This is a genomic window from Pseudonocardia sp. MH-G8 (assembly GCF_002262885.1).
Lineage (GTDB): Bacteria > Actinomycetota > Actinomycetes > Mycobacteriales > Pseudonocardiaceae > Pseudonocardia.
Map to the genome: position 1 here is coordinate 1,109,478 of NZ_NKYF01000001.1, position 20,999 is coordinate 1,130,476.

The 20,999-nt window shown below is 72.1% G+C and carries 19 protein-coding genes and 1 tRNA gene; 11 read left to right on the plus strand and 9 right to left on the minus strand.

The genetic code is table 11. The features are described 5' to 3' along the window. Positions 1–122: 122 nt before the first annotated feature. The 4 genes from CFP66_RS05285 to CFP66_RS05300 all read left to right on the plus strand — a co-directional run bounded on the left by CFP66_RS05285 (position 123) and on the right by CFP66_RS05300 (position 3,440). A complete protein-coding gene (locus tag CFP66_RS05285; RefSeq protein WP_094921582.1) occupies positions 123–914 on the plus strand; it encodes an SAM-dependent methyltransferase in 792 nt (263 codons plus the stop codon). Between the two features lie 47 nt (positions 915–961). Then, positions 962–1,753 carry an SAM-dependent methyltransferase gene (locus CFP66_RS05290; RefSeq protein WP_094920747.1) on the plus strand — a complete coding sequence of 264 codons (792 nt, stop codon included), beginning with the start codon at positions 962–964 and terminating at the stop codon, positions 1,751–1,753. Positions 1,754–1,845: 92 nt separating this feature from the next. Then, positions 1,846–2,652, plus strand: a complete 807-nt coding sequence (locus CFP66_RS05295; protein ID WP_094920749.1) for an SAM-dependent methyltransferase — start codon at positions 1,846–1,848, stop codon at positions 2,650–2,652. Further along, complete coding sequence (locus tag CFP66_RS05300) at positions 2,649–3,440, plus strand: SAM-dependent methyltransferase (RefSeq protein WP_233159153.1); 792 nt, start codon at positions 2,649–2,651, stop codon at positions 3,438–3,440. The genes CFP66_RS05295 and CFP66_RS05300 overlap by 4 nt, the downstream gene beginning before the upstream one ends. Before the next feature lie 178 nt (positions 3,441–3,618). On the opposite strand, the gene CFP66_RS05305 is transcribed toward CFP66_RS05300, so the two are convergent. Both CFP66_RS05305 and CFP66_RS05310 read right to left on the minus strand, forming a co-directional pair. After that, positions 3,619–4,092, minus strand: coding sequence for a hypothetical protein (locus CFP66_RS05305; protein ID WP_094920751.1), 474 nt, complete (start codon positions 4,090–4,092; stop codon positions 3,619–3,621). Between the two features lie 28 nt (positions 4,093–4,120). Then, on the minus strand, positions 4,121–4,735 hold the full coding sequence (locus tag CFP66_RS05310; RefSeq protein ID WP_094920753.1) for a TetR/AcrR family transcriptional regulator: 615 nt from the start codon (positions 4,733–4,735) through the stop codon (positions 4,121–4,123). A gap of 125 nt (positions 4,736–4,860) precedes the next feature. Between CFP66_RS05310 and CFP66_RS05315 the strand changes: the two genes are divergently transcribed. From CFP66_RS05315 to CFP66_RS05330, 4 genes are read left to right on the plus strand one after another with little or no spacing between them, the layout of a single operon-like run. Beyond that, complete coding sequence (locus CFP66_RS05315; RefSeq protein ID WP_094920755.1) at positions 4,861–5,775, plus strand: carbohydrate ABC transporter permease; 915 nt, start codon at positions 4,861–4,863, stop codon at positions 5,773–5,775. Beyond that, positions 5,768–6,592, plus strand: a complete 825-nt coding sequence (locus CFP66_RS05320; protein ID WP_094920756.1) for a carbohydrate ABC transporter permease — start codon at positions 5,768–5,770, stop codon at positions 6,590–6,592. The genes CFP66_RS05315 and CFP66_RS05320 overlap by 8 nt, the downstream gene beginning before the upstream one ends. Positions 6,593–6,602: 10 nt before the next feature. Continuing rightward, a complete protein-coding gene (locus CFP66_RS05325) occupies positions 6,603–7,889 on the plus strand; it encodes a sulfatase (RefSeq protein WP_094920758.1) in 1,287 nt (428 codons plus the stop codon). 5 nt (positions 7,890–7,894) lie between these two features. After that, a complete protein-coding gene (locus CFP66_RS05330) occupies positions 7,895–9,220 on the plus strand; it encodes a sugar ABC transporter substrate-binding protein (protein WP_158228030.1) in 1,326 nt (441 codons plus the stop codon). Positions 9,221–9,240: 20 nt separating this feature from the next. On the opposite strand, the gene CFP66_RS05335 is transcribed toward CFP66_RS05330, so the two are convergent. Next, a complete protein-coding gene (locus tag CFP66_RS05335; protein ID WP_094920761.1) occupies positions 9,241–12,579 on the minus strand; it encodes a S41 family peptidase in 3,339 nt (1,112 codons plus the stop codon). A 66-nt stretch (positions 12,580–12,645) separates the two neighbouring features. On the opposite strand from CFP66_RS05335, the gene CFP66_RS05340 reads away from it, so the two are divergent. Continuing rightward, positions 12,646–13,908, plus strand: coding sequence for a sorbosone dehydrogenase family protein (locus CFP66_RS05340; protein ID WP_094920763.1), 1,263 nt, complete (start codon positions 12,646–12,648; stop codon positions 13,906–13,908). A 23-nt stretch (positions 13,909–13,931) separates the two neighbouring features. On the opposite strand, the gene CFP66_RS05345 is transcribed toward CFP66_RS05340, so the two are convergent. Next, entirely contained in the window at positions 13,932–14,204 is a 273-nt protein-coding gene (locus CFP66_RS05345) for a DUF2277 domain-containing protein (RefSeq protein WP_094920764.1), read from the minus strand. Positions 14,205–14,302: 98 nt separating this feature from the next. Between CFP66_RS05345 and CFP66_RS05350 the strand changes: the two genes are divergently transcribed. Continuing rightward, the gene (locus CFP66_RS05350) at positions 14,303–15,598 is read left to right on the plus strand and encodes an IS30 family transposase (protein WP_233159210.1); all 1,296 of its coding nucleotides are present in this window, start codon (positions 14,303–14,305) and stop codon (positions 15,596–15,598) included. 65 nt (positions 15,599–15,663) lie between these two features. Here CFP66_RS05350 and CFP66_RS05355 read toward each other — a convergent pair whose 3' ends face one another. The 5 genes from CFP66_RS05355 to CFP66_RS05375 form a co-directional block, all read right to left on the minus strand. Continuing rightward, on the minus strand, positions 15,664–16,689 hold the full coding sequence (locus CFP66_RS05355; protein WP_094920766.1) for an NAD(P)-dependent oxidoreductase: 1,026 nt from the start codon (positions 16,687–16,689) through the stop codon (positions 15,664–15,666). A gap of 58 nt (positions 16,690–16,747) precedes the next feature. Then, a complete protein-coding gene (locus CFP66_RS05360; protein WP_094920767.1) occupies positions 16,748–17,428 on the minus strand; it encodes a PIG-L deacetylase family protein in 681 nt (226 codons plus the stop codon). Positions 17,429–17,439: 11 nt separating this feature from the next. Continuing rightward, positions 17,440–18,300 (minus strand): sugar phosphate nucleotidyltransferase, encoded by an 861-nt coding sequence (locus CFP66_RS05365; RefSeq protein ID WP_233159154.1) that lies wholly within the window; start codon positions 18,298–18,300, stop codon positions 17,440–17,442. After that, entirely contained in the window at positions 18,297–19,520 is a 1,224-nt protein-coding gene (locus CFP66_RS05370) for a class I SAM-dependent methyltransferase (protein WP_094921586.1), read from the minus strand. Before CFP66_RS05370 ends, CFP66_RS05365 begins: the two co-directional genes overlap by 4 nt. Before the next feature lie 237 nt (positions 19,521–19,757). Continuing rightward, positions 19,758–20,708: an acyl-CoA desaturase gene (locus CFP66_RS05375; RefSeq protein ID WP_094920769.1), complete on the minus strand. Its 951-nt coding sequence runs from the start codon at positions 20,706–20,708 to the stop codon at positions 19,758–19,760. 207 nt (positions 20,709–20,915) lie between these two features. Between CFP66_RS05375 and CFP66_RS05380 the strand changes: the two genes are divergently transcribed. Further along, a tRNA-Gln gene (locus CFP66_RS05380) sits at positions 20,916–20,986 on the plus strand. Positions 20,987–20,999: the final 13 nt, after the last annotated feature.

Genomic DNA, 20,999 nt, shown 5'->3' on the forward strand with positions numbered 1-20,999 from the left:
CTCCCCCGGCCGGGGCCTCCCCCGCAGCTTACGCCCGCGGCCGGGCGGTTCGTGAGTGGATGCAGCCGGTCGAGCCCGTCAGGGCACACGCCGGCTGCGGGGCAGTGGCAGCATCGCTGCCCATGACCCAGCTGTCGAAGCTGCCCGATGTCGACCCCGAGGTGCCCAACGCCGCCCGCATGTACGACTACTTCCTCGGCGGCTCGCACAACTTCGCGGCCGACCGCGAGGCCGCGGAGCGCATCAAGCGCGTGATGCCCTTCGCCGTGGCGGTGATCCAGGCCAACCGGTTCTTCCTCGGGCGGGCCGTGCGGTTCTGCGCCGAGCAGGGAGTGGACCAGTTCCTCGACCTCGGCTCCGGGATCCCCACCGTCGGCAGCGTGCACGACGCCGCTCGCGCCGTCGTGCCGCAGGCCCGCGTGGCCTACGTCGACAACGAGCCGGTCACCGTCGCGTCCGCGGCCGCGCTGCTCGACGGCGACCCGAACGCCACGATCACCGCGGGCGACATGCGCGAGCCCGACGCCGTGCTCGCCGCCCCCGGCGTGCGCGACCTGCTCGACCTGACGCGCCCGGTGGCCCTGCTCACCGTCTCGATGATGCAGTTCATCCACGACGACGCCGAGGCGATCGGGCTGCTCGAGCGGTACCGCAGCCGGCTCGCGCCCGGGAGCCTCCACGTGCTGACCCACGTGACCGGTGATCACGACACGAGCGAGCTCGAGGCCGCCGAGGAGGTGTACGAGACGACCGCCAACCCGGGGAAGCTGCGCCCCCGGGAACGCGTCGCGGCCTTGTTCGGCGACACCGAGCTCGTGGAACCCGGCCTCGTCGACGTCACCGACTGGCGACCGCAGGAGATGGCAGGCGCCCAGCACCGCGGGCTGTGGGCGGGCGTGGGACGCATCGGCTGAGTTCCGGCTCTCGTGCCCGCCGCCCACCGCTGGCACCATCCACCACCATGACCGAGACGTCGAAGCTGCCGGCCGTCGACCGCGACACCCCCAACGCCGCGCGCATGTACGACTACCTGCTCGGCGGCTCGCACAACTTCGCCGCCGACCGCGCCGCCGCCGATCGGATCAAAGCCACGGTGCCGTGGCTGGCCGACGTGGCCCGCACGAACCGGTTCTTCCTCCACCGTGCCGTCCGGTTCTGCGTGGAGGCGGGCGTCGACCAGTTCATCGACCTGGGGTCGGGCATTCCGACGGCGGGGAACGTCCACGATGCGGCGCGGGCGATGAACCCGGGAGCTCGTGTGGCGTACGTCGACAACGAACCGGTCACCGTGGCCTCGGCGACCGCCCTGCTCGAGGGCGACCCGCTCGCCACCATCTCGGCGGTGGACATGCGGGACCCGGATGCCGTCTTCGCCGCGCCGGGGGTGTGCGACCTGCTGGACCTGAGCCGCCCGGTCGCCCTGCTCACCGTCGCCGTCCTGCACTTCGTGTCCGACGAGGACGACCCCGCCGGTCTCGCCGAACGCTACCGGAGTCGACTCGCCCCTGGCAGCCTCCACGTACTGACGCACGCCACAGGTGATCACGATCCCGACGATGTGACCACGATCGACAGCGTGTACCGGAACACCGCGAACCCGTCGACGCCGCGAACCCGCCGGCAGGTCGCGGCTCTCTTCGGCGACACCGAACTCGTGGATCCCGGCCTCGTCGACGCCACCGAATGGCGGCCGCTCGACAACGTCGGCGCGCAGCACCGAGGGCTCTGGGCCGGCATCGGCCGCATCCGCTGACGCTTCAGATCGTTGCGACGGTTCGGTGACACCGCGCGTCCAGGGCGGGTCCCCAGTGGACGTTCGCGGGGGGTAGCGGCACGATCCGCCTGATGAGCGACGCGTCGGAGCTGCCCCCGCTCGACCCCGACGTGCCGAACCCGGCCCGGATGTACGACTACTACCTCGGCGGCTCGCACAACTTCGCCGCCGACCGCGCCACCGCGCAGCAGGTCGAGGCGAACGTGCCGTGGGTCGTGGCCGCGGTCCGCGCCAACCGGTTCTTCCTGGGGCGCGCCGTGCGGTTCTGCGTCGACGAGGGTGTGGACCAGTTCCTCGACCTGGGGTCGGGCATCCCCACGGTCGGGCACGTGCACGAGGTCGCACAGGACGCCGCCCCGCTCGCGAGGGTCGCCTACGTCGACGTCGAGCCGGTCACCGTCGCGTCGGCAACCGCCATCCTCGGCGGCGACGCCCGCACCACCATCACCGCCGCGGACATGCGCGACCCGGACACCGTCTTCGACGCCCCCGGCGTCCGCGACCTGCTCGACCTGTCCCGCCCGGTCGCCCTGCTCACCGTCGCCGTGCTGCACTACCTGTCCGACGACGACGACCCGGTCGCGCTCGTCGAGCGCTACCGGCGACGGCTCGCCCCCGGGAGCATGCACGTCCTCTCGCACGTCACGGGCGACCACGATCCGGATCCGATCGCTGCGGCGGAGCGCGTCTACCGCGGTACCGCCACACCGTTGACGTTCCGGACGCGGCAGCGGATCGAGGCGATGCTCGCCGGCACCGAGCTGGTCGTGCCCGGCATGGTCGACGCGTCGCAGTGGCGCCCGCAGGACCCGGCGGACGCCCAGCACCGCGGGTTCTGGGCCGGGGTGGGCCGGATCGGGCAGTATCGGCGGCTGTGACGGATCTGTCCCGGCTCCCCGACGTCGACATCACCGTGCCGAACGCCGCCCGCATGTACGACTACCACCTCGGCGGCTCGCACAACTTCGCCGCCGACCGCGCCGCGGCCGACCGAACGCGCGAGGTCATGCCCTGGATCGTGGAGGCGGTGCGGGCGAACCGGCGCTTCCTGGGGCGCGCCGTGCGGTACTGCCGGGCCGCCGGAATCGACCAGTTCCTCGACCTGGGCTCGGGCATCCCGACGGTCGGCAACGTGCACGAGGTCGCCCGAGCCGGCGGGGGGACGGCCCGGGTGGCGTACGTCGACAACGAGGCCGTGACGGTCGCGTCCGCGATTGCCCTGCTCGAGGGCGATCCGTTCACCACGATCACCACGGCCGACATGCGCGACCCCGATGCCGTATTCGCGGCACCGGGCGTGCGGGACCTGCTCGACCTGTCCCGACCGGTCGCCCTGCTGACGGTCGCCGTCCTGCACTTCGTGTCCGACGACGACGACCCGGTCGCGCTGTGCGCCGCCTACCGCAGCCGGCTGGCGCCGGGCAGCATGCACGTGCTCTCGCACGTCACGGGCGACCACGATCCCGACACCGCCGCGGCGGCGGCGAGCACGTACCAGCGCACCGCCCACCCGATCTGGCCGCGTTCCCGCGAGCGCATCAGCGCGATGCTCGGTGACGCGCAGCTCGTGGAACCCGGCCTCGTCGACGCGAGCCGCTGGCGGCCCGGCGACGACGTCGCGGACGAGCACGTGGGCTTCACCGCAGGCGTCGCGCGGCTCCCCTGACCGGACCGCCACGGTGGCCACGGACGTTCACCGGTCCACTCCGCCCGACCCGGCGCTCCGGCGGGTGCGCGGCGCGGATCCGGGGGGGTGTGTGCGAGACGTACGCCAGCAAGGTCGAGAGGCCGCCGGCGTACGACTCGCACACCCTCGCCACCGCGTGTCAAAGCCGGCCGGGCCTCTACCGCGAGCCCCGGATCATGTCGTAGACGCAGGCCGTGACCAGCCCGTAGGCCAGGTGCGGCACGAGGTCGGACACCCAGGAGCTACCCGACCAGGTGCGCGGGTCCGTCACGCCCAGCGCGGCCATCGGCCCGGTCGTCCCCACGTTCACGGCGATCCCCACTCCCGCACCGAGAACCGGCAGCGGCACCCCCGGCAGCCGCCTGCGCACCAGCCCGTAGGCCGCTCCCGTGCCCAGCCCGGCGGCGATCCCGAGCAGCGCGCCGAGGCCGGACCGGCGGTTGCCCGCCTCGTCGCTGTCGGGGCCTTGCGGGGCCAGCTCGACGCCCGCCATCTCCTCGGTCCTGCGCACCGTGGTCTCCGGGGTCGTGCTCGCCGGCCGCGCGCGCACGACCATGTCGAGGTAGGTCACGAGGTTCAGAGCGGTGGTGCCGGCGGCTCCGGCGGCGAGGCCGGCCACGAGGGATCCCATGGGCCGGGACTTCCCCGGCGCAGCCGCGTTAGTCGTGGGAGCCGCTGCGCAGCCGGCGCAGCAGGTCCGCGAGCAGGGCGGCGTGATCGAGGTCGGGCCGGCCGAGCAGCCGTTGCAGCCGAAGCCCGTCGGCGAGCCCGACGAGGAGCCGCGCCGCGTGCACCGGGTCGATCTCGCTGTGCCAGCGGCCGACTCGCTGCTCCAGGCTCACCCCTGCCGCGAGCCGCGCGACCAGCTCCTCGTACCGACGGACGAACCAGTCGTGCGCGGGGTGGTCCGGGCTGATGCTCTCGGCGGACAGCACCGTCATCAGCTCCACCAGGTGCGGCTCCTCGGTGTTGTGGCGGACACCGTCGACGAAGCCGTCGAGCGCGGTCTCGGCCGGGTCGGACGAGCCCGTGTGCTCGCGGACGAACGACGCCGTGCGCGCGTCCCGTTCCTCGATCAGTGCGAGCAGCAGCGCAGCCTTCGTCGGGAAGTAGTGCAGGAGCCCGGGCTGGGTGAGCCCGGCGGCATCGGCGATCGCGGCGAGTGATCCCGCCCGGTAGCCGTCGCGGGCGAAGATGCGCGCCGCCTCGGCCACGATCCGGGCGCGCGCCTGGACCCCTTTCGGCGTGGTCCGCCGCGCGGGGCGACTGGCCATCGGTGCCCCCCTCGTCGATCCGCCGGTCCGCGCCGACCTTAGCCACCGGTCTTGCCACCACCGGGCGGCGTCCCTAAACTTACCTAGCACTCGGTAGGTTTCTTCGACGACGAGCGGAGTGGTCCATGAGCAGCACGGGGGCGCCGCGCGCACTGCGCGCCCCGCACGGGGACCGGGCCGCGGCCGCGATCCTGCTCGCGCCGGACCTGCTCGGCTTCGCCGTCTTCCTCGGCGGACCGATCCTGCTCAGCCTCGGCCTGAGCCTGTACCGCGTGGACGGCTTCGGGCACTACGCGTACATCGGGCTCGAGAACTACGGGCGCATGCTCACCGATCCGCTGTTCGGCAAGAGCCTGCTGGTCACGGTGGTGTACGTCGCGGGGATGGTGCCCGGCGTCTTCCTCGCGAGCCTGGGCCTGGCGCTGCTGCTGCGGCAGAAGATGCCGTGGGTGGGAGTACTGCGCGCGGCGTTCTTCCTGCCGCACGTCGTCAGCCTGGTCGTGATCGGCCTCGTCTGGCAGTTCCTGCTCGTCGACAAGACGGGCGTGGTCAACCGGCTACTGGCCGGGATCGGGATCGAGGGCGTGTCCTGGCTCGGCGACGGCCGGTACGCACTGCTCACCGTCCTGCTGGTGAGCATCTGGTTCTACATGGGCTATTACATGATCATTTTCATCTCGGGGCTGAACGACATCCCCCGTGAGTACTACGACGCGGCGAAGGTGGACGGCGCCGGCCCGATCACGACGTTCCGCGCGATCACCTGGCCACTGCTGAAGCCCACCAGCTTCTTCGTGGTGGTGGTCTCCACGGTGGCCGCGATCTCGGGGGCGCAGGCGTTCGACCTGATCTACGTGATGACCAACGGCGGACCGGCCAACGCCACGTCGCTCGGGATGTTCTACATCTACCAACAGGCGTTCCAGTTCAACAACTACGGCTACGCCGCGGCACTCGCGACGATCGTCGTCCTCACCCTCGTCGTCCTCACCGGCGCGATGTTCCTGCTCACCCGAGGCGGGCGGTTCGACCATGAGTGAGCGCACGCGCACCGGCCGCCCGAACCGGCTCGCCTTCGCGGCCGCCGTGGTGCTGGCGCTGATCACCGCGGGCCCGATGCTGCTGATGCTCAGCGGGGCGCTCAAACCGCCCGACGACGTGTTCGACGGCAAGGTCCTCCCGACCGCGCCCACCCTGGAGAACTTCCAGGAGGTCCTGACCGGCGCGCCGTTCGGGCTCTACCTGTGGAACAGCTTCCTGCTCGCCGCCGGCGTCACGGTGGCAGCGGTCCTGTTCCACTCGATGGCGGCGTTCGCGCTGGCCAGGCTGCGGTTCCGCGGCCGGGACGGCATCTTCTTCACGTTGTTCGCGACGATCCTCGTGTCGATGCCGATGATCATCGTGCCGCTCTTCATCGTGGTCCGGGAGCTCGGGCTGCTCGACACCTACGCGGGCGTCGCGCTGCCGATGGTCTTCCAGGCGTTCGCGCTGTTCCTGCTGCGGCAGTTCTACCTGACCATGCCGGCCGAGCTGGAGGAGGCCGCGAAGATCGACGGCTGCGGCCCGCTGGGCATCTACTGGCGCGTCGCCCTGCCGCTGAGCCGACCGATCCTCGCCGCGCTGTCGATCTTCATCTTCCTCGGTGCCTGGAACTCGTTCCTGTGGCCGCTGACCACCACCAGCGACAGCTCCCGCTGGGTCGTCCAGATCGGGATCGCCTCGCTGCAGGGCGAGTTCGCCGGCGAGTGGAACACGATCCTCGCCGCGTCCACGCTGGCCTCCCTCCCCACGATCGCGCTGTTCCTCGTGTTCCAGCGCCAGATCATCGAGTCGATCAAGACGTCCGGACTGAAGTAGAGGGGGATCCATGACCGAACGACCCAACGTCGTCCTGATCATGATGGACGACATGGGGTACGGCGACCTGAGCTGCACGGGCTCGTCGCTGATCAGGACCCCGAACATGGACGCGATCGCGGCCGGCGGCATGACGTTCACCGACGCCTACGCGGGCGCGCCGACCTGCACGCCGTCCCGGGCGGCGCTGATGACCGGCCGCTACGCCCAACGCGTCGGCCTGCCGCGCGTGATCTTCCCGGACGACGCGGAGGGCCTGCCCGACAGCGAGGTCACGGTCGCGGAGGTGCTGCGCGACGCGGGCTACCGGTGCGCGGTGTACGGCAAGTGGCACCTCGGCGCGAAGCCCGACCACCATCCGATGAGGCACGGGTTCGACGAGTTCATCGGGTTGCCCTACAGCAACGACATGGATCCGGTGTACCTGATGGAGGGCACCGAGCGGGTCGACGGCGAGCTCGACCAGTCGCTGGTGACGCGGCGCTACACCGACGAGGCGATGGCGTTCATCGAGGAGCACCGCGAGGAGCCGTTCTTCGTCTACCTCCCGCACACGATGCCGCACATCCCGCTGCACGTGGAGGAGGAGTTCCGGGGCACCTCCGCGGCCGGCACCTACGGCGACGTGATCGAGTGCATCGACCACCACGTGGGCCGGCTCACCGCTCACCTGGACCGGCTCGGGCTCACCGACGACACCCTGGTGATCATCACCAGCGACAACGGCCCGTGGTTCGAAGGCAGCGCGGGCGGATTCCGCGGCCGCAAGATCCAGACCTGGGAGGGCGGCATCCGGGTGCCGTTCCTCGCCCGGTGGCCGAGCCGGATCGCGCCGGGCACCCGTTGTGCGGAGCCGATCTCCTTCCTCGACCTGCTGCCGACCCTCGCCGGTGTCGCCGGCGCCCCCGCCCCGGACGACAGGCCGCTCGACGGCATCGACATCGGGGCGCTGTTCGACGGCGGCCCGGCGCCGGAGCGCGAGGCCTTGTACTTCTTCAGCCACTGGTCGCTGAACGCCGTGCGCTCCGGGCGCTTCAAGCTGCACGTCGCACGCCACCCGGAGCGGGACCGCCGCGAGCTGCCGCAGCTGTTCGACCTCGTGGCCGATCCGGGTGAGAGCTACGACCTCGGCTCCCTGCACCCCGACGAGGTGCAGCGGCTCCTCGGGCTCGCCCGTGCCTTCACCGACGAGATCGAGGCGCAGCGCCCGGAGGCGCAGCGCCGCGCGGGGACCGACCTGCTCAAGGAGGCCTCCCGCACCGACCTGGTCACGGACCGGACGTTCCAGAAGGGATGACGGGCGTGGGCAGGCAGGTCAGCAGGCGCACGCTGCTGCGGGGCGCAGCCGGGCTCGCGGGAGCCGCCACGCTCGCCGGCTGCGGCGGCGGGGGCGACCCGACAGCGCTGCGGTTCTGGCAGTTCTACTCCCCCGGCGGGGGCAAACCGCTGCAGAGCAAGTGGTTCACCGACCTGGTGGACGCGTGGAACGCCGAGAACTCCCCGAGGGTCGAGCTGGAGTTCGTGCCGAACTCCCAGTACGTCGACGGGCCGAAGCTGCAGACCTCGTTCAGCGCGGGGAAGGGGCCCGACCTGTTCGTCGTGAGCCCCGGCGATTTCCTGCGCTACTACAACGGGGGCGTGCTCGCCGACCTCACGCCCTACCTCACGGAGGAGGCCCGCGCGGACTTCTACCCCGAGCTGCTGGAGAGCCGCAGCGTCGACGGGCGGGTCCACGCGCTGCCGATGGGCGGCGGCCCGCTCGCGATGTACTACAGCGTGCCGGCGTTCGAGGCGGCCGGACTCGCCGAGGGCGACCTGCCCCGGACCTGGGACCAGCTGCTCGACGTCGGTGAACGGCTCACCACGCGGGAGGGCTTCGGAGCGGTGTTCGAGACCGCGCCCGGCTACTTCCAGAACTTCACCTTCTATCCCTACCTGTGGATGGCCGGAGGTGGGCTGCCCGGGCTGGTGGACGAGCCGGGACGGTTCGACTCGAACGGCACCGTCGCCGCGCTGCAGCTCTTCCAGGACCTGGTCAGCCGCGGCGTCGTCCCGCGGACACCGGGCGGCGGCGGTGCCTCCGACCTGGTCGGGAACCTGGGCAGCGGCTACTGCGCGATGCAGTACGCCGGCATGTGGGGTGTGGCCGACCTGCGGCGAGGCAAGCCCGACCTGGAGTACGGCGTGCTCCCGCTCCCGCTGCCCCCGGGCGGGAGCTCCGTCACGGCAACCGGCGGTTGGGCGTTCGCCGCCAACGCGCAGGGCCGCGACCCCGACGCCGCGGCCCGCTTCTGTGCCTGGGCGCTCGGCTCGATGGACGCCGCCTGCGTCGAGCGGGTGGCGCGCTGGTGCGTGGAGGCGCAGTCCTACCTGCCCTACCGGCGCTCGGCGATGCGGCGGGCCGAGGAGCTCGGCGCGTTCGAGGACGCGAAACTGCGCACGTTCCGCGACACGATCTTCCCCGGCGCCCGCGGCGAACCCCGGCTGCCACCGGAGCTGAACAAGGCGGTGTCCGACGTGCTGCAGGCCTGCCAGCTGAACGGCGCCGACCCGAGCCGGGAAGTGGAGCGAGCAGGAGCGATATTCGCCTCAGCCCTGGAGGGCTACGCAGGCGCCCCCCTCGTATAGCCACCTTGGAGGTGCGGTTGTCATGGGCGGGGTGGCAGTTCCGGGCGGCGGCGGGACGGGCGCGTGGACGGGTCCGGTGCCTGTGCGGCCGGGCGCTTCGCCAGCGACTCCAGCGCGATGTCCACGGCCCGTTCCAGCTGCGGGTCCCGCCCGGCCACCCAGTCCTGCGGTGCCATCACGACCTCGACGTCGGGGTCGACGCCGTGGTTCTCCACCGACCACCCGGTGTCGTCGAACCAGTGGCCGTACCTCGGCTGCGTGACGCCCGTGCCGTCCACCAGGCGGTAGCGGCTGTCGATGCCGATCACGCCGCCCCAGGTGCGCACGCCGACGACCGGGCCGATGCCGAGGCGTTTGATCGCCGCCGTGACGATGTCGCCGTCGGAGCCCGCCAGCTCGTCGGCGATCGCGACGACCGGGCCGCGCGGCGCGTCCTCGGGGTAGGTGCCGGCCTGTCGGTGCCGCGGCGAGGACCAGCCGATCACCTTGCGCGCCAGCTTCTCCACCACCAGCTCCGAGGTGTGCCCACCGCTGTTGCCGCGGACGTCGAGGACCAGGCCCTCGCGGGAGGTCTCGCGGCTCAGGTCCCGGTGCAGCTGCGCCCATCCCGGCGCCATCATGTCCGGGACGTGCAGGTAGCCGAGCCTGCCCTCGGAGCGGTCGGCCACGAACGCGCGGCGTCCGGCCACCCAGTCCTGGTAGCGCAGCGCGGCCTCGGACGCCAGCGGCCGCACCACGACGCGGCGCACCTGCCGGGCGTCGGCCCGCTCCGGACCGGACCGGACGGTGAGCTCGACGAGCTCGTCGGCGCCGGAGAGCAGCAGCGGCGCCGGCCCGTACCGCGGGTCGACGGGCCTGCCGCCGACCTCGAGGAGCACGTCGCCCCCGCGGACGTCGACCCCGGGCCCGGTGAGCGGGCTGCGCGCGGCCGGTGCGGACGTCTCCGGCGGCAGCACCCGCACGACGCGCCAGCCCTCGCCATCAGGTGCGGGTTCCAGGTCGGCGCCGAGCAGCCCGGGCCGGCCGCCCGGGTCGCCCGCGGCACCCGCGCGGACGTAGGCGTGGGAGGTACCCAGCTCCCCCTGCAGCTCCCACAGCAGGTCGACGAGGTCGTCGTGGCCGCCGACGGCGTCGACGAGCGGCCGGTAGCGCGCCAGCTCGGCGGTCCAGTCCACCCCCGCCATGTCGGCCACCCAGAAGTGGTCGCGCATCAGCCGGCCCGCCTCGTCGAACATCTGCCGCCACTCGGCGGTCGGCTCGACCGTCACGACGATGCGGCGCGTGTCGACCTCGAACTCGTCGCCCTCGCCACCGCCCGGCGCGTCGGAGCCGGAGCGGTCGCTCCGCAGCACGCGCAGGGCGCGCCCGTCGCGCACGATCAGGCGGGTGCCGTCGCCGCTCACGTCGAAGGCGCTCACCGGGTCGGCGATGACGTCGAGCTTGCGGCGCACCAGGTCGAAGCGCTCCAGCACCGGCCGGCCGGCCCGCTCGTCGGTGCCGGCGATCGTGTCGCCGAGCACGCCCGACACCGGCAGGCGGTACCAGAGCAGGCAGTCCTTGGCCGCACGCATACCGCTGTAGCGGGCGGCCGGCACCGGTACCGGCACGACCCGCGCCGCGAGCCCGTCGATGTCGACGACGACCGGCGGTGGGCCCGCCTCGTCCTTCACGGGTTCCTCGGGAGCCGGTGCGTCGGACGACGGGTCGGCGGCGGCCGGGGCGCGCAGGTCGGCCGGTCCCTCCTCCCCCGGCGAGACCGGCCGCCCGTCCGGGCTCGCCCCGAACGGCGACGGCGTGCGCGCCGCGAGCGGCACCAGGAACGGGCGCCACGACGCGGGGAATGTGAGGTCGAAGGAGTGCTCGTCGTAGATCGGGTCGAAGCTGCGCCGGGACAGGAACGCCAGGAACTTGCCGTCGGCGGTGAACGTGGGGTCGGTGTCGGCGAAGCGCGGCTCGGTGACCGCCACCAGGGTGTCGTCGGCCAGCCGCGCCATCACGATCCGCGAGAGCCCGGCTTCGACCGGGTCGCTGTAGGCAAGCCACGCGCTGTCGGGCGACCAGCACAGGTCCGAGACCTCGCGGTCGGCGCCGCGCGCGAGCTGCCGCAGCCCGCCGGAGGCGACGTCGAGCACCAGCAGCCTGCCGTCGTGGGCGGCGAGGGCCACGGCCGACCCGTCGGGCGCGGGCGCCAGTTCCAGCACGCGCCCGATCTCCCCCGCGCCCACGCGGCGCACCGGCGGCGCCCCGTCCGCGCGGTCGTCCAGCGGGGCGATGCAGACCGCGTCCTCCCCCTCCGCATCGTCGACCCACACGGCGCGGTCCTCGCCCAGCGGTCGGGCGAGCCGGGCGCGCACCCCGGGTTCCGCGAGCAGCGTGCGCGCCGGCCCGTCGCGATGGGTGAGCCGGTGCACCGTGCCGCGGACCAGCGCGATGCTCGTGCGACCGGTGCGGTCCGGGGCCGCCCACGTCAGCTCGCGGTCGGTGGCGACCCGGAACGGCTCGCGGTGGCTGCGCGGCCCTCCGAGGCGGACGTCGAGCCGCCGCGGGGACGCGTCCAGCGAGTCGAGGATCCACAGCTCGCCCGCCGACTCGTAGACCACCCGCTGCCCGTCGGTGCTCGCGTGCCGCACGTAGAACGCCGGCGCGTCCGGGCCGCCGTGGTCGGTGTGGCGGCGCAGCCCGGTGCCGTCGGCGCCGAGGGAGTAGACGTTCCCCCAGCCCTCGTGGTCGGAGATGAACGCGATGCGCATCCCGGCGTCCGAGCCGACGAGCATCGGCGAGGAAAGCTGGCCGTCGAGGTCGGCCGCGAGCCGCTCGAACTCCCCCGAACCGGCGCGGTCCCACCACAGCCGTCCGGCGGTGCCGCCCCGGTAGCGCTTCCACCACGCGGGCTCGCGCACCATCACCGTGCCGACGACGACGGTGGGTCCCCCCGCGCTCAGCGCCACGTCCGACACCGGCCCGAGGTCCAGCCGACGCGGGTTGCCGCCCTCGGACGGGATGGCGTACGCCCAGGCCCGCCGCGCCGATGCCTGCCCGGTCGCGCTCACCGCGAGCACCTCGCCGTCGGGCGTCCAGCCCAGCGACTGCGCCCGGGGATCGCCCCAGTACGTCAGCCGCCGCACGCCCCCGCCATCGACGTCGCTGACGTGGACCTCCGGGGCACCGTCGCGCCACGACGTCCACGCGACGCGCGTGCCGTCGGGCGACAGGCGCGGCTGGGCGACCGGCACTGCGTCGGCGGTGAGCCGGTAGGCGCGCCCACCGGCCAGCGGCGCCGTCCACACGTCGTCCTCCGCCGTGAGGACGAGCGTGTCGCCGTGCAGGTGCGGGAAGCGCAGGTAGTACCTCGATCGCATGAAAACCGACGGTAGCGAGTGACCACGAGTACGGCGAACTCACCCGGATGGCGCCAGGATGGGTGCATGCGTCGTCGGTGGGTGCCCGGTCCGGTCCGACGAGCCGTCCTGGCGGCCGGTGTCTCCACGGTGCTCGGCCTCACCGGGTGCACCGGTCCCGACGCCACGTCCGTGGAGGGCGGGGGTGCGGGCACCGCGCCGGCCGCCACGGGCATGACGGGCAGTCCCGCCCCCAGCCGCACCGGCACCCCGGACCTGCAGGTCGAGGTCGTGGCCGCCGGCCTCTCGCACGTGTGGGACATCGGCGTCCTGCCCGACGGCCGGGCGCTGGTCACCGAGCGGGACGGGCGGATCGCGCTGCTGTCGGCCACCACCCCCGGCGCCGCCGTCACCCCGGTGAACGCCGACCTCTCCGACGTCCACGTCCGCGGCGAGGGCGGTCTGATGGGCATGGTCGTGCACCCCGACTTCGCGGAGTCACGCCGCTTCACCACGTGCCAGACCCACATGCAGGAAGGGCAGCCCACGGACGTCCGGCTCGTGACGTGGGAGCTGTCGACGGACGGCACCGCGGCGTCGCGCGTGGCGGATCCGCTCGTCGGAGGGCTGCCCATCAACCCGTCCGGCCGGCACTCCGGTTGCCGGCCGACCGTCGCGGACGACGGCAGCCTGCTCGTCGGCACCGGCGACACCGCCCGCGGCGCGATCTCGCAGGACCTCACCTCGCTCGGCGGGAAGGTGCTGCGCGTGGACCTCGCCACCGGCGAACCGGCCGAGGGCAACCCGTTCGCCGACGCCGAGAACCCGGCGCAGCAGCTGGTGTGGACCTACGGACACCGCAACGTGCAGGGCGTGGCCGTGCAGCCGGGCACCGGCGAGGTCTACACCGCCGAGCACGGTCCGAGCACCGACGACGAGGTCAACCGCCTGCAGGCAGGCGGCAACTACGGCTGGGACCCCTCACAGGGCGGCACCGTGGGCGGCTACGACGAGTCGGTGCCCATGACCGACCTCGAGCGCTTCCCGGACGCCGTGCCGGCCGCGTGGAGCTCGGGCAGCCCCGTGGAGGCGGTCTCCGGTGCCGCGTTCCTGTCCGGCCCGCAGTGGGGCGAGCTCGACGGCGCGCTGGCGGTCGGGGCCCTGCGCGGGGAGAAGCTGCTGCTGATGGGCCTGGGACCGGACGGCGCGGTCGCGGAGGTCAGCGTGCCGGCCCCGCTGGACGGAGCGTTCGGACGCCTCCGCGGGGTACGCGTGACGAACGACGGAGCACTCCTGATCTCGACATCGAACGGATCGGACGACAGGGTCCTCCGCATCACCCCCGTCTGAGCCACCTTGGTCAGCGCGTGCGGTCAGCGCGTGCCGTAGCGCAGCGCCGCACGTTCCCGCGCTTTCGCCGCTTCCACCTCGCGGTCCTTCGGCGGCGCGGTGGTCACGAGCTCGTCGAGCAACTGCTGCGTGGCTGCGGCCACCGCCTCGACGGCCCGCGCGAACGCCTCCTCGTTGGCCTGCGACGGCCGGGCGGAACCGCTCACCTTCCGCACGTACTGCAAGGCCGCGGCCTGCACCTCGTCGGAGCGGGCAGGCGGGGAGAAGTTGTGCAGGGTCCGGATGTTGCGACACACACCCGTCATCCTGCCCCACCTTGGAGCCGTACTGCTGTTCTCAGCCCGGCGGATTCAAGGAGTGATCGCAACACCCCTCTTGATCTGGGGTGATGACGATGGCGGGTCGGCGGCGTGTGCCTGGCGAACGGGTGCGCAAGTTCTGGCGGGCCTGGAAGAACGGTGCTCGGCTGGCTGAGGCGGCTGCGTGTGCGGGTGTGTCGGAGTCGACGGGCCGCAACTGGGTCGCCGAAGCTGGCGGGGTGGCACCTGATCTTGCTGAGCCCTCGGGACGGAATCTGTCGCAGGCCGAGCGCGACGAGATCGCGGCCGGGCTGTGTGACAGCGATATCGCCCGTGTGCTGGGCCGGCATCGGTCCACGATCGGTCGTGAGCTCAAACGCAACCAGATGATGTGGGGCGAGCGCGAGGCCCGGCGCCGACCGGCGCGGGAGCAGCAGGCGCGTGCTCGCGCTGGACAGGAGCCCCAGCCCGGCCGGTCGAAGGCATCTGCAGGCCCGGTCTGGCGGGAGCGGTTGTGTTACCGGCCCTCGGTGGCCCAAGCCAAGGCCGAGCAGCGGGCCCGGCGCCCGAAACCGACCAAGCTCTCAAGGAACCCCACACTGGTCGAACGGGTGCAGGATGAGCTGACGAAATCGTGGAGCCCGGAGCAGATCGGTCGCAGACTGCGCCGCGAGTTCCCCGACCAGCCGGAGATGCGGTTGTCCCACGAGACCATCTACCAGGAACTTTACGTTCAAAGCCGCGGCCAGCTGCGTCGCGAGCTGACCAAGTGTCTGCGCACCGGGCGGGCGGTGCGCCGCCCGGAACGGCGGGTGGATCGCCGCCGTAAGCGGTCGCATATCCCCGAGGAACTGCTGATCTCCCAGCGGCCCGCTGAGGCCGAGGACCGCAACGTGCCCGGGCACTGGGAAGGCGATCTGATCCTGGGCGCGGACAACACCACAGCCATCGGCACCCTGGTCGAGCGCACCACCCGGTTCGTGATGCTGCTGCACCTGCCCGGCAGGCACGGCGCCGAGCAGGTCCGCGACGCCATGATCACCAACATGCACGAGCTGTCCGCGGCGTTGCGTCGGTCCTTGACCTGGGACCAGGGCGTCGAACTGAGCCGCCACCAGGAGATCACCGTCGCCTTGGACCTGCCGATCTACTTCTGCGACCCGCACAGCCCCTGGCAGCGCGGCAGCAACGAGAACACCAACGGGCTGCTGCGCCAGTACTTCCCCAAGGGCACCGATCTGTCAGTGCACACCGCGGCCGAGCTCGACCGCGTCGCCGCCGAGCTGAACGGGCGACCCCGCAAGACCCTCGACTGGGAAACCCCAGCCGAGGCCCTCGCTCGCTTACAGTCGAGGCCGGTGACAACAACCGGTGTTGCGATCACCCCCTGAAACCGAGCCCCGAAAAACAGCAGTGAGGCTCCAAGGTGCGCCGGGGTGGTGCGGGGGTGTGGGCGTCAGCCGATGACGCGCATGTCCGCGTCCAGCTCGCCTGCCGCCTGGCGGGCGTTCAGGACCGCCAGCCTCGTGAACTTCTTGTCGAACGCCTCCTGGGTCAGGCCGCGCCCCTGGTACTCCTTCGCCAGCTGGGCGGCGCCGTCCGGGATGGACCACTGGGCCTCGAAGCCGAGCTCCTTGCGGGCCCTCGCGAAGTCGACCCGGTAGGAGCGCGGGTCGTTGCCGGCCTCGCCGGTGATGGACAGCTCCGAACCGGGCACGGCGTCGACCACGGCCGCGGCGATCTCGGCGACCGTGCGGTTGTTCTTCTCGGTGCCCACGTTGTAGGCGCGGGCGCGCACCACGTCGGCGGGCGCGACGAGCGCCGCCGCCACCGCACCGGCGATGTCGTCGGCGTGGGCCAGGGGGCGCCACGGGGTGCCGTCGGAGAGCACCTTCACCACGCCGGACAGGACCGCGTGGCCGACCAGGTTGTTGAGCACGATGTCGGCGCGCAGCCGGGGCGAGAAGCCGAACGCGGTGGCGTTGCGCATCGAGACCGGCACGAAGTCGCTGTCGGCGAGCTCGGCGAGGTCGTCCTCCACGCGCACCTTGGAGATCGCGTAGGGGGTGACCGGCTTGAGCGGGGCGTCCTCGTCCACGAGGTCCTCGCCCGACTGGGCGCCGTACACCGAGCAGGTGGAGGCGTAGACGAACCGCGAGACGCCGGCCTCCTTCGACAGCCGGGCCAGGCGCGTGGACGCGTGGTGGTTGATGTCGTAGGTGATCTCGGGAGCGAGCGAGCCCAGCGGGTCGTTCGACAGCGCGGCCATGTGCACGACGGCGTCGAACCCCTGCAGCTGCGAGGTGGTGACGTCGCGCAGGTCGGTGGACAGGCCCTGGACGTCGGGCGAGTCCAGGGAACCGAGCACGCAGTCGGCGAACAGCCCGCTGTCCAGACCGGTCACCTCATGACCGGCCGCAGTGAGGATCGGGGCCATCACAGTGCCCAGGTAGCCCTGGTGCCCGGTCAGGAGGATGCGCACGGGTGCTGTTTCCCTTCGGTCGGTCGTCTTCTTCTCGTCGAGCCGCTGCGCCGCCCTGTTACCGGATCCCGTCCATCGGGTCGGTGCCCGGGAGCGGCGCCACGCCGAGCACGAGCTTCGGGACGTGGAACGCCTCGGCGTAGCGGGCGTGGCACTGCACGCCGCGGATGCGGGCGAGCCCGGCGAACGTCTCGTGGTCGAACCAGGCGCGGTCGCGCTGCGAGCCGTAGTGCTCGTGCAGCTTGGCGACCTTCTCCCGCAGCACGAGCTCGGAGAGCGGCAGGTAGGCGGTGGGCTGGGCGAGGTCGCCGTCCCACTTGAGGATCTCGTAGCCCAGCGTCAGGTGGTCCCGGAAGACGGTGGGCACGAGCTCGGCCAGTGTCCGGTGGTCCTGGTGGGCGTCGTGCGCCGAGGGCGCGAAGATGAGGTCCGGTTCCCCGTGGCCGCGCAGCTCCTCCACGGCGAGCTTCGCCCGCTCCCACCGCGTGGGCACGCGCCCGTCGGGCAGGTCGAGGACGGTGACGTCGAGCGAGGCACCGGGGCAGAACGCGCTCAGCGCGGCACGCTCCTCCTCCTCGCGCAGCGACCCGCCGCCGGTGAGCACCAGCGCCGTGACGGTGACGCCGGGGTGTGCGCGGCACAGTTCCAGCAGCGCGCCACCCGCTCCGATCGCGATGTCGTCGCAGTGGGCGCCGAGCAGCACCATCCGGTCGAGGCGCTCGGGCAGCAGGCTCAGCATGGCTACTTCGCTCAGCGTTCGACGAGCTCGTCCTGCATCGCCGCGATCGCGGCCTGCAGGGGGTCGGGGCCGGGCACCGGCTCGCCGGAGTCGTGCTCCCCGCCGCGCTCCCACAGCATCCACGGCCGGTTCCCGGCCTGGTAGGCCGCCTCCAGCGCGTGCCGCTCCTTCACCGTGTCCGCCGGCTGCCAGAACCCGCGGTGCTGGTAGCCCTGCAGCCGGCCTTCCCTCGCCAACGGCTGGCAGGCATCGGCGATGAGGTCACCGCCGGGAGGCAGGTAGTCGAAGATCTCCGGACGCAGCACGAAGTAGCCGCCGTTCTCCCACAGCGGCATCTCCTGCAGGGTCGAGATCCCCCCGACCAGCCCGTCGTCGCCCATCTCCACGCAGTGGAAGGCCGACTGCGGCGGCACCGCCAGCAACGCCCCCACCGCCGACGAACGCCGGAACCGGTCGACCATCGAGTTCAACGGCAGGTCCGTCAGCACGTCGGCGTAGTTGGCCAGGAACATCTCCTCGCCCTCCACGTGCCTGCGCACGCGCCGCAACCGCTCCCCGATCGGCGAATCCAACCCCGTGTGCACGAACGTGATCGTCCAGTCCGAGATGTCGCTGCCCAGCAGCTGCACGTCCCCGCCACGCAGCACGAAGTCGTTCGACGCGGTCTCGGAGTAGGTGAGGAAGAAGTCCTTGATGTGGTGCGCCCCGTACCCCAGGCACAGCACGAAGTCCTTGTGGCCGAAATGCGCGTAGTAGCGCATCACGTGCCAGATCAACGGCCGCGGGCCCACCGGGTGCATCGGCTTGGGCAGGTCGGACACACCGTCGCGCATCCGCATCCCGTACCCACCGCAGAACAGCACGACCTTCACGAGACCACCTCGAGCTCGGGGATCGGGAACACCAGCTTGCCGCCCCACTCCCGCACGTAGGACAGCTGCTCGATCAGCTCGTCCCGCAGGTTCCAGGGCAGGACGAGGATGTAGTCGGGCCGGTCGACGGCGATCTGTTCGGGCGACAGCACCGGGATGCGCATCCCGGGGGTGAACCGGCCGTGCTTGTAGGGGTTGCGGTCGACCGTGTAGGCGAGCAGGTCCGGGCGGATGCCGCAGTAGTTCAGCAGCGTGTTGCCCTTGCCCGGGGCGCCGTACCCGACGACCGTGCGGCCGGCGCGCCGCGCGTCGACGAGGAACGCCACCAGGTCGTCCCGCACCCGCGACACCGCCTCGGCGAACCCGTCGTGGCCCTCCGCGGTGTGCAGCCCGGCGGCCTCTTCGGCGGCCAGCACCTCACGCACCCGCTCCGACGGCTCCCCCGCCACCTCGCTCGGACGCGCCCACATCCGGATCGATCCGCCGTGGGTGTCGAGCAGCTCCACGTCGACCAGGGTCAACCCGCCCGACTCGAGAGCCCGCTGCCCGGTGAGCAGCGTGTAGTACTGGAAGTGCTCGTGGTAGATCGTGTCGAACTGGGTGCGCTCCACCAGCGTGAGCAGGTGCTGCACCTCGATCGAGACCCACCCGTCGTCGGCCACCATCGCGCGCAGCCCGCGGGTGAACCCGATGAGGTCGGGGATGTGCGCGTAGACGTTGTTGAGGCACACCAGGTCGGCCGGGCCGTGCTCGGCGCGCACCTGCTCCCCCGTCTCCGGGGTGAGGAACGCCGTGAGCGTGGGCACGCCCTTCTCCCGCGCGGCCTCGCCGACGTTCACCGACGGCTCGACGCCCAGGCACCGGATCCCGCGCTGCACCGCGTGCTGCAGCAGGTAGCCGTCGTTGCTCGCGACCTCGACGACGAACGACTCGGGCCCGAGGCCCAACCGCTCCACCGCACCCTCGACGAACCGGCGGGCGTGTTCGACCCAGGACGTCGAGAACGAGGAGAAGTAGGCGTACTCGGTGAAGGTGTCCTCTGGCGTGATCAGCGGCGGGAGCTGGGCGAGCAGGCACTGCTCGCAGACCCGCACGTGCAGCGGGTAGGTGATCTCCGGCGCCTCGGTCTCCTCCGCCGTGAGGATCCTCTCGCACGGCGGTGTGGCACCGAGATCGAGGAAGCTGCGGAGCCGGGTGGAACCGCAGAGCCGGCATGCCAGAGCCGGGATGTCGGCTTGTGTCCCCCCGTGCTCTTCGGCTGTCTGGACGGCATTGTCGGTCAGCACCACGGCGACCCCCCGTTGTGGCGTGGTGCGCTCTCTCCCCTGCGCACGGCGCCAGTCTTCCACGCGCGGCGCGGCGGGAACGCCGGGGTGGGGTGATGCGCCCCGGGAAGATCGACTCGCCCGGTTCCGATGTCCGTCCGGTTCCGCCTGGTCAGAGCGGACGGGTGGTGGTCAGCTCGCGGTGAGGCGGGAGAGCCTGCGCGTGGTCGGCCAGCGGACGTCGTAGGCCCACCCGAAGCGCTCGAAGATCCAGATGAGCCGCGCCGAGATGTCGATCTGCCCGCGGAGCACACCGTGCCGGGCGCACGTGGGGTCGGCGTGGTGCAGGTTGTGCCACGACTCGCCCATGGACAGGATCGCCAACGGCCAGAAGTTGCGCGAGCGGTCCCGCGAGCGGAAGGGCCGCTCGCCGATCATGTGGCAGATCGAGTTGATCGACCAGGTGACGTGGTTGGAGATCGCCAGCCGCACGAGGCCGCCCCAGAAGAACCCGGTGATCGCACCGGCCCACGACCACGAGATCAGCGCGCCGAGCGCCGCCGGCAGCAGCAGGCTGACCGCCACCCACACCCCGAACGCCCGGCTGACCCGCACGATCGCGCGGTCGGCCAGCAGGTCCGGGATGAACCGGCGCTGGTTCGTCTCGTTGCGGTCGAAGAACCAGGTCATGTGCGCGTGCAGGAACCCGCGCGCCACCGCGATCGGTGAGGTGCCGAACAGCCACGGGGAGTGCGGGTCGCCCTCCCGGTCGGAGTACGCGTGGTGGCGGCGGTGGTCGGCGACCCAGTTGAGGACGTTGCCCTGTACGGCCAGCGAACCCGTGATGGCCAGCGCGACCCGCAGCCACGGCTTCGCCTTGAACGACTTGTGGGTGAAGTGGCGGTGGAAGCCGACGGTGACACCCAGCACGGCGATCACGTAGAACACGGCGAGCAGCAACAGGTCGTGCCAGTCGACGCCCCACCCCCAGACGAGCGGCACGGCCGCCACCAGCGCGACCATCGGCACCGCGACGAACACGTAGATCAACGAATGCTGGAGGGCGGTACGCCGTCCGGAGATCACGGGGTTCGATCCCGACGTCAACGGGTCCTTCACGCCGTCATCGGCGGTGGCGGTCATGGTGCTCCTCGGGGTCGAGCGGCGCGGACACGGGCGGGACGCCGGTCCCGGTCCGTCAGGGTGAGGTTAGGCGACCCTCGTGTCGTCCACACCCACCGCACGCCGAACAACGGGAAAACCGGCCGAAGCGCCCGGACGTCGCCCACCCGCACACTCAACGTGGTGCCACACGGACCCGTTCCCGGGTCTGCCAGGATGGGTACCCAGTCCGCCGTGGTGTAACGGCAGCACCTCGGATTTTGGTTCCGATGGTCCAGGTTCGAATCCTGGCGGCGGAGCAAGGCAGATCGC

Excerpts from the sequence above, each read along its gene's own strand:
- CFP66_RS05290 (WP_094920747.1), top strand. The coding sequence starts at position 962 with ATGACCGAGACGTCGAAGCTGCCGGCCGTCGACCGCGACACCCCCAAC.
- CFP66_RS05305 (WP_094920751.1), bottom strand. The coding sequence starts at position 4,092 with ATGGGATCCCTCGTGGCCGGCCTCGCCGCCGGAGCCGCCGGCACCACC.
- CFP66_RS05315 (WP_094920755.1), top strand. The coding sequence starts at position 4,861 with ATGAGCAGCACGGGGGCGCCGCGCGCACTGCGCGCCCCGCACGGGGAC.
- CFP66_RS05340 (WP_094920763.1), top strand. The coding sequence starts at position 12,646 with ATGCGTCGTCGGTGGGTGCCCGGTCCGGTCCGACGAGCCGTCCTGGCG.
- CFP66_RS05350 (WP_233159210.1), top strand. The coding sequence starts at position 14,303 with ATGGCGGGTCGGCGGCGTGTGCCTGGCGAACGGGTGCGCAAGTTCTGG.
- CFP66_RS05285 (WP_094921582.1), top strand. The coding sequence starts at position 123 with ATGACCCAGCTGTCGAAGCTGCCCGATGTCGACCCCGAGGTGCCCAAC.
- CFP66_RS05335 (WP_094920761.1), bottom strand. The coding sequence starts at position 12,579 with ATGCGATCGAGGTACTACCTGCGCTTCCCGCACCTGCACGGCGACACG.
- CFP66_RS05320 (WP_094920756.1), top strand. The coding sequence starts at position 5,768 with ATGAGTGAGCGCACGCGCACCGGCCGCCCGAACCGGCTCGCCTTCGCG.
- CFP66_RS05325 (WP_094920758.1), top strand. The coding sequence starts at position 6,603 with ATGACCGAACGACCCAACGTCGTCCTGATCATGATGGACGACATGGGG.
- CFP66_RS05360 (WP_094920767.1), bottom strand. The coding sequence starts at position 17,428 with ATGCTGAGCCTGCTGCCCGAGCGCCTCGACCGGATGGTGCTGCTCGGC.
- CFP66_RS05375 (WP_094920769.1), bottom strand. The coding sequence starts at position 20,708 with ATGACCGCCACCGCCGATGACGGCGTGAAGGACCCGTTGACGTCGGGA.
- CFP66_RS05295 (WP_094920749.1), top strand. The coding sequence starts at position 1,846 with ATGAGCGACGCGTCGGAGCTGCCCCCGCTCGACCCCGACGTGCCGAAC.
- CFP66_RS05310 (WP_094920753.1), bottom strand. The coding sequence starts at position 4,735 with ATGGCCAGTCGCCCCGCGCGGCGGACCACGCCGAAAGGGGTCCAGGCG.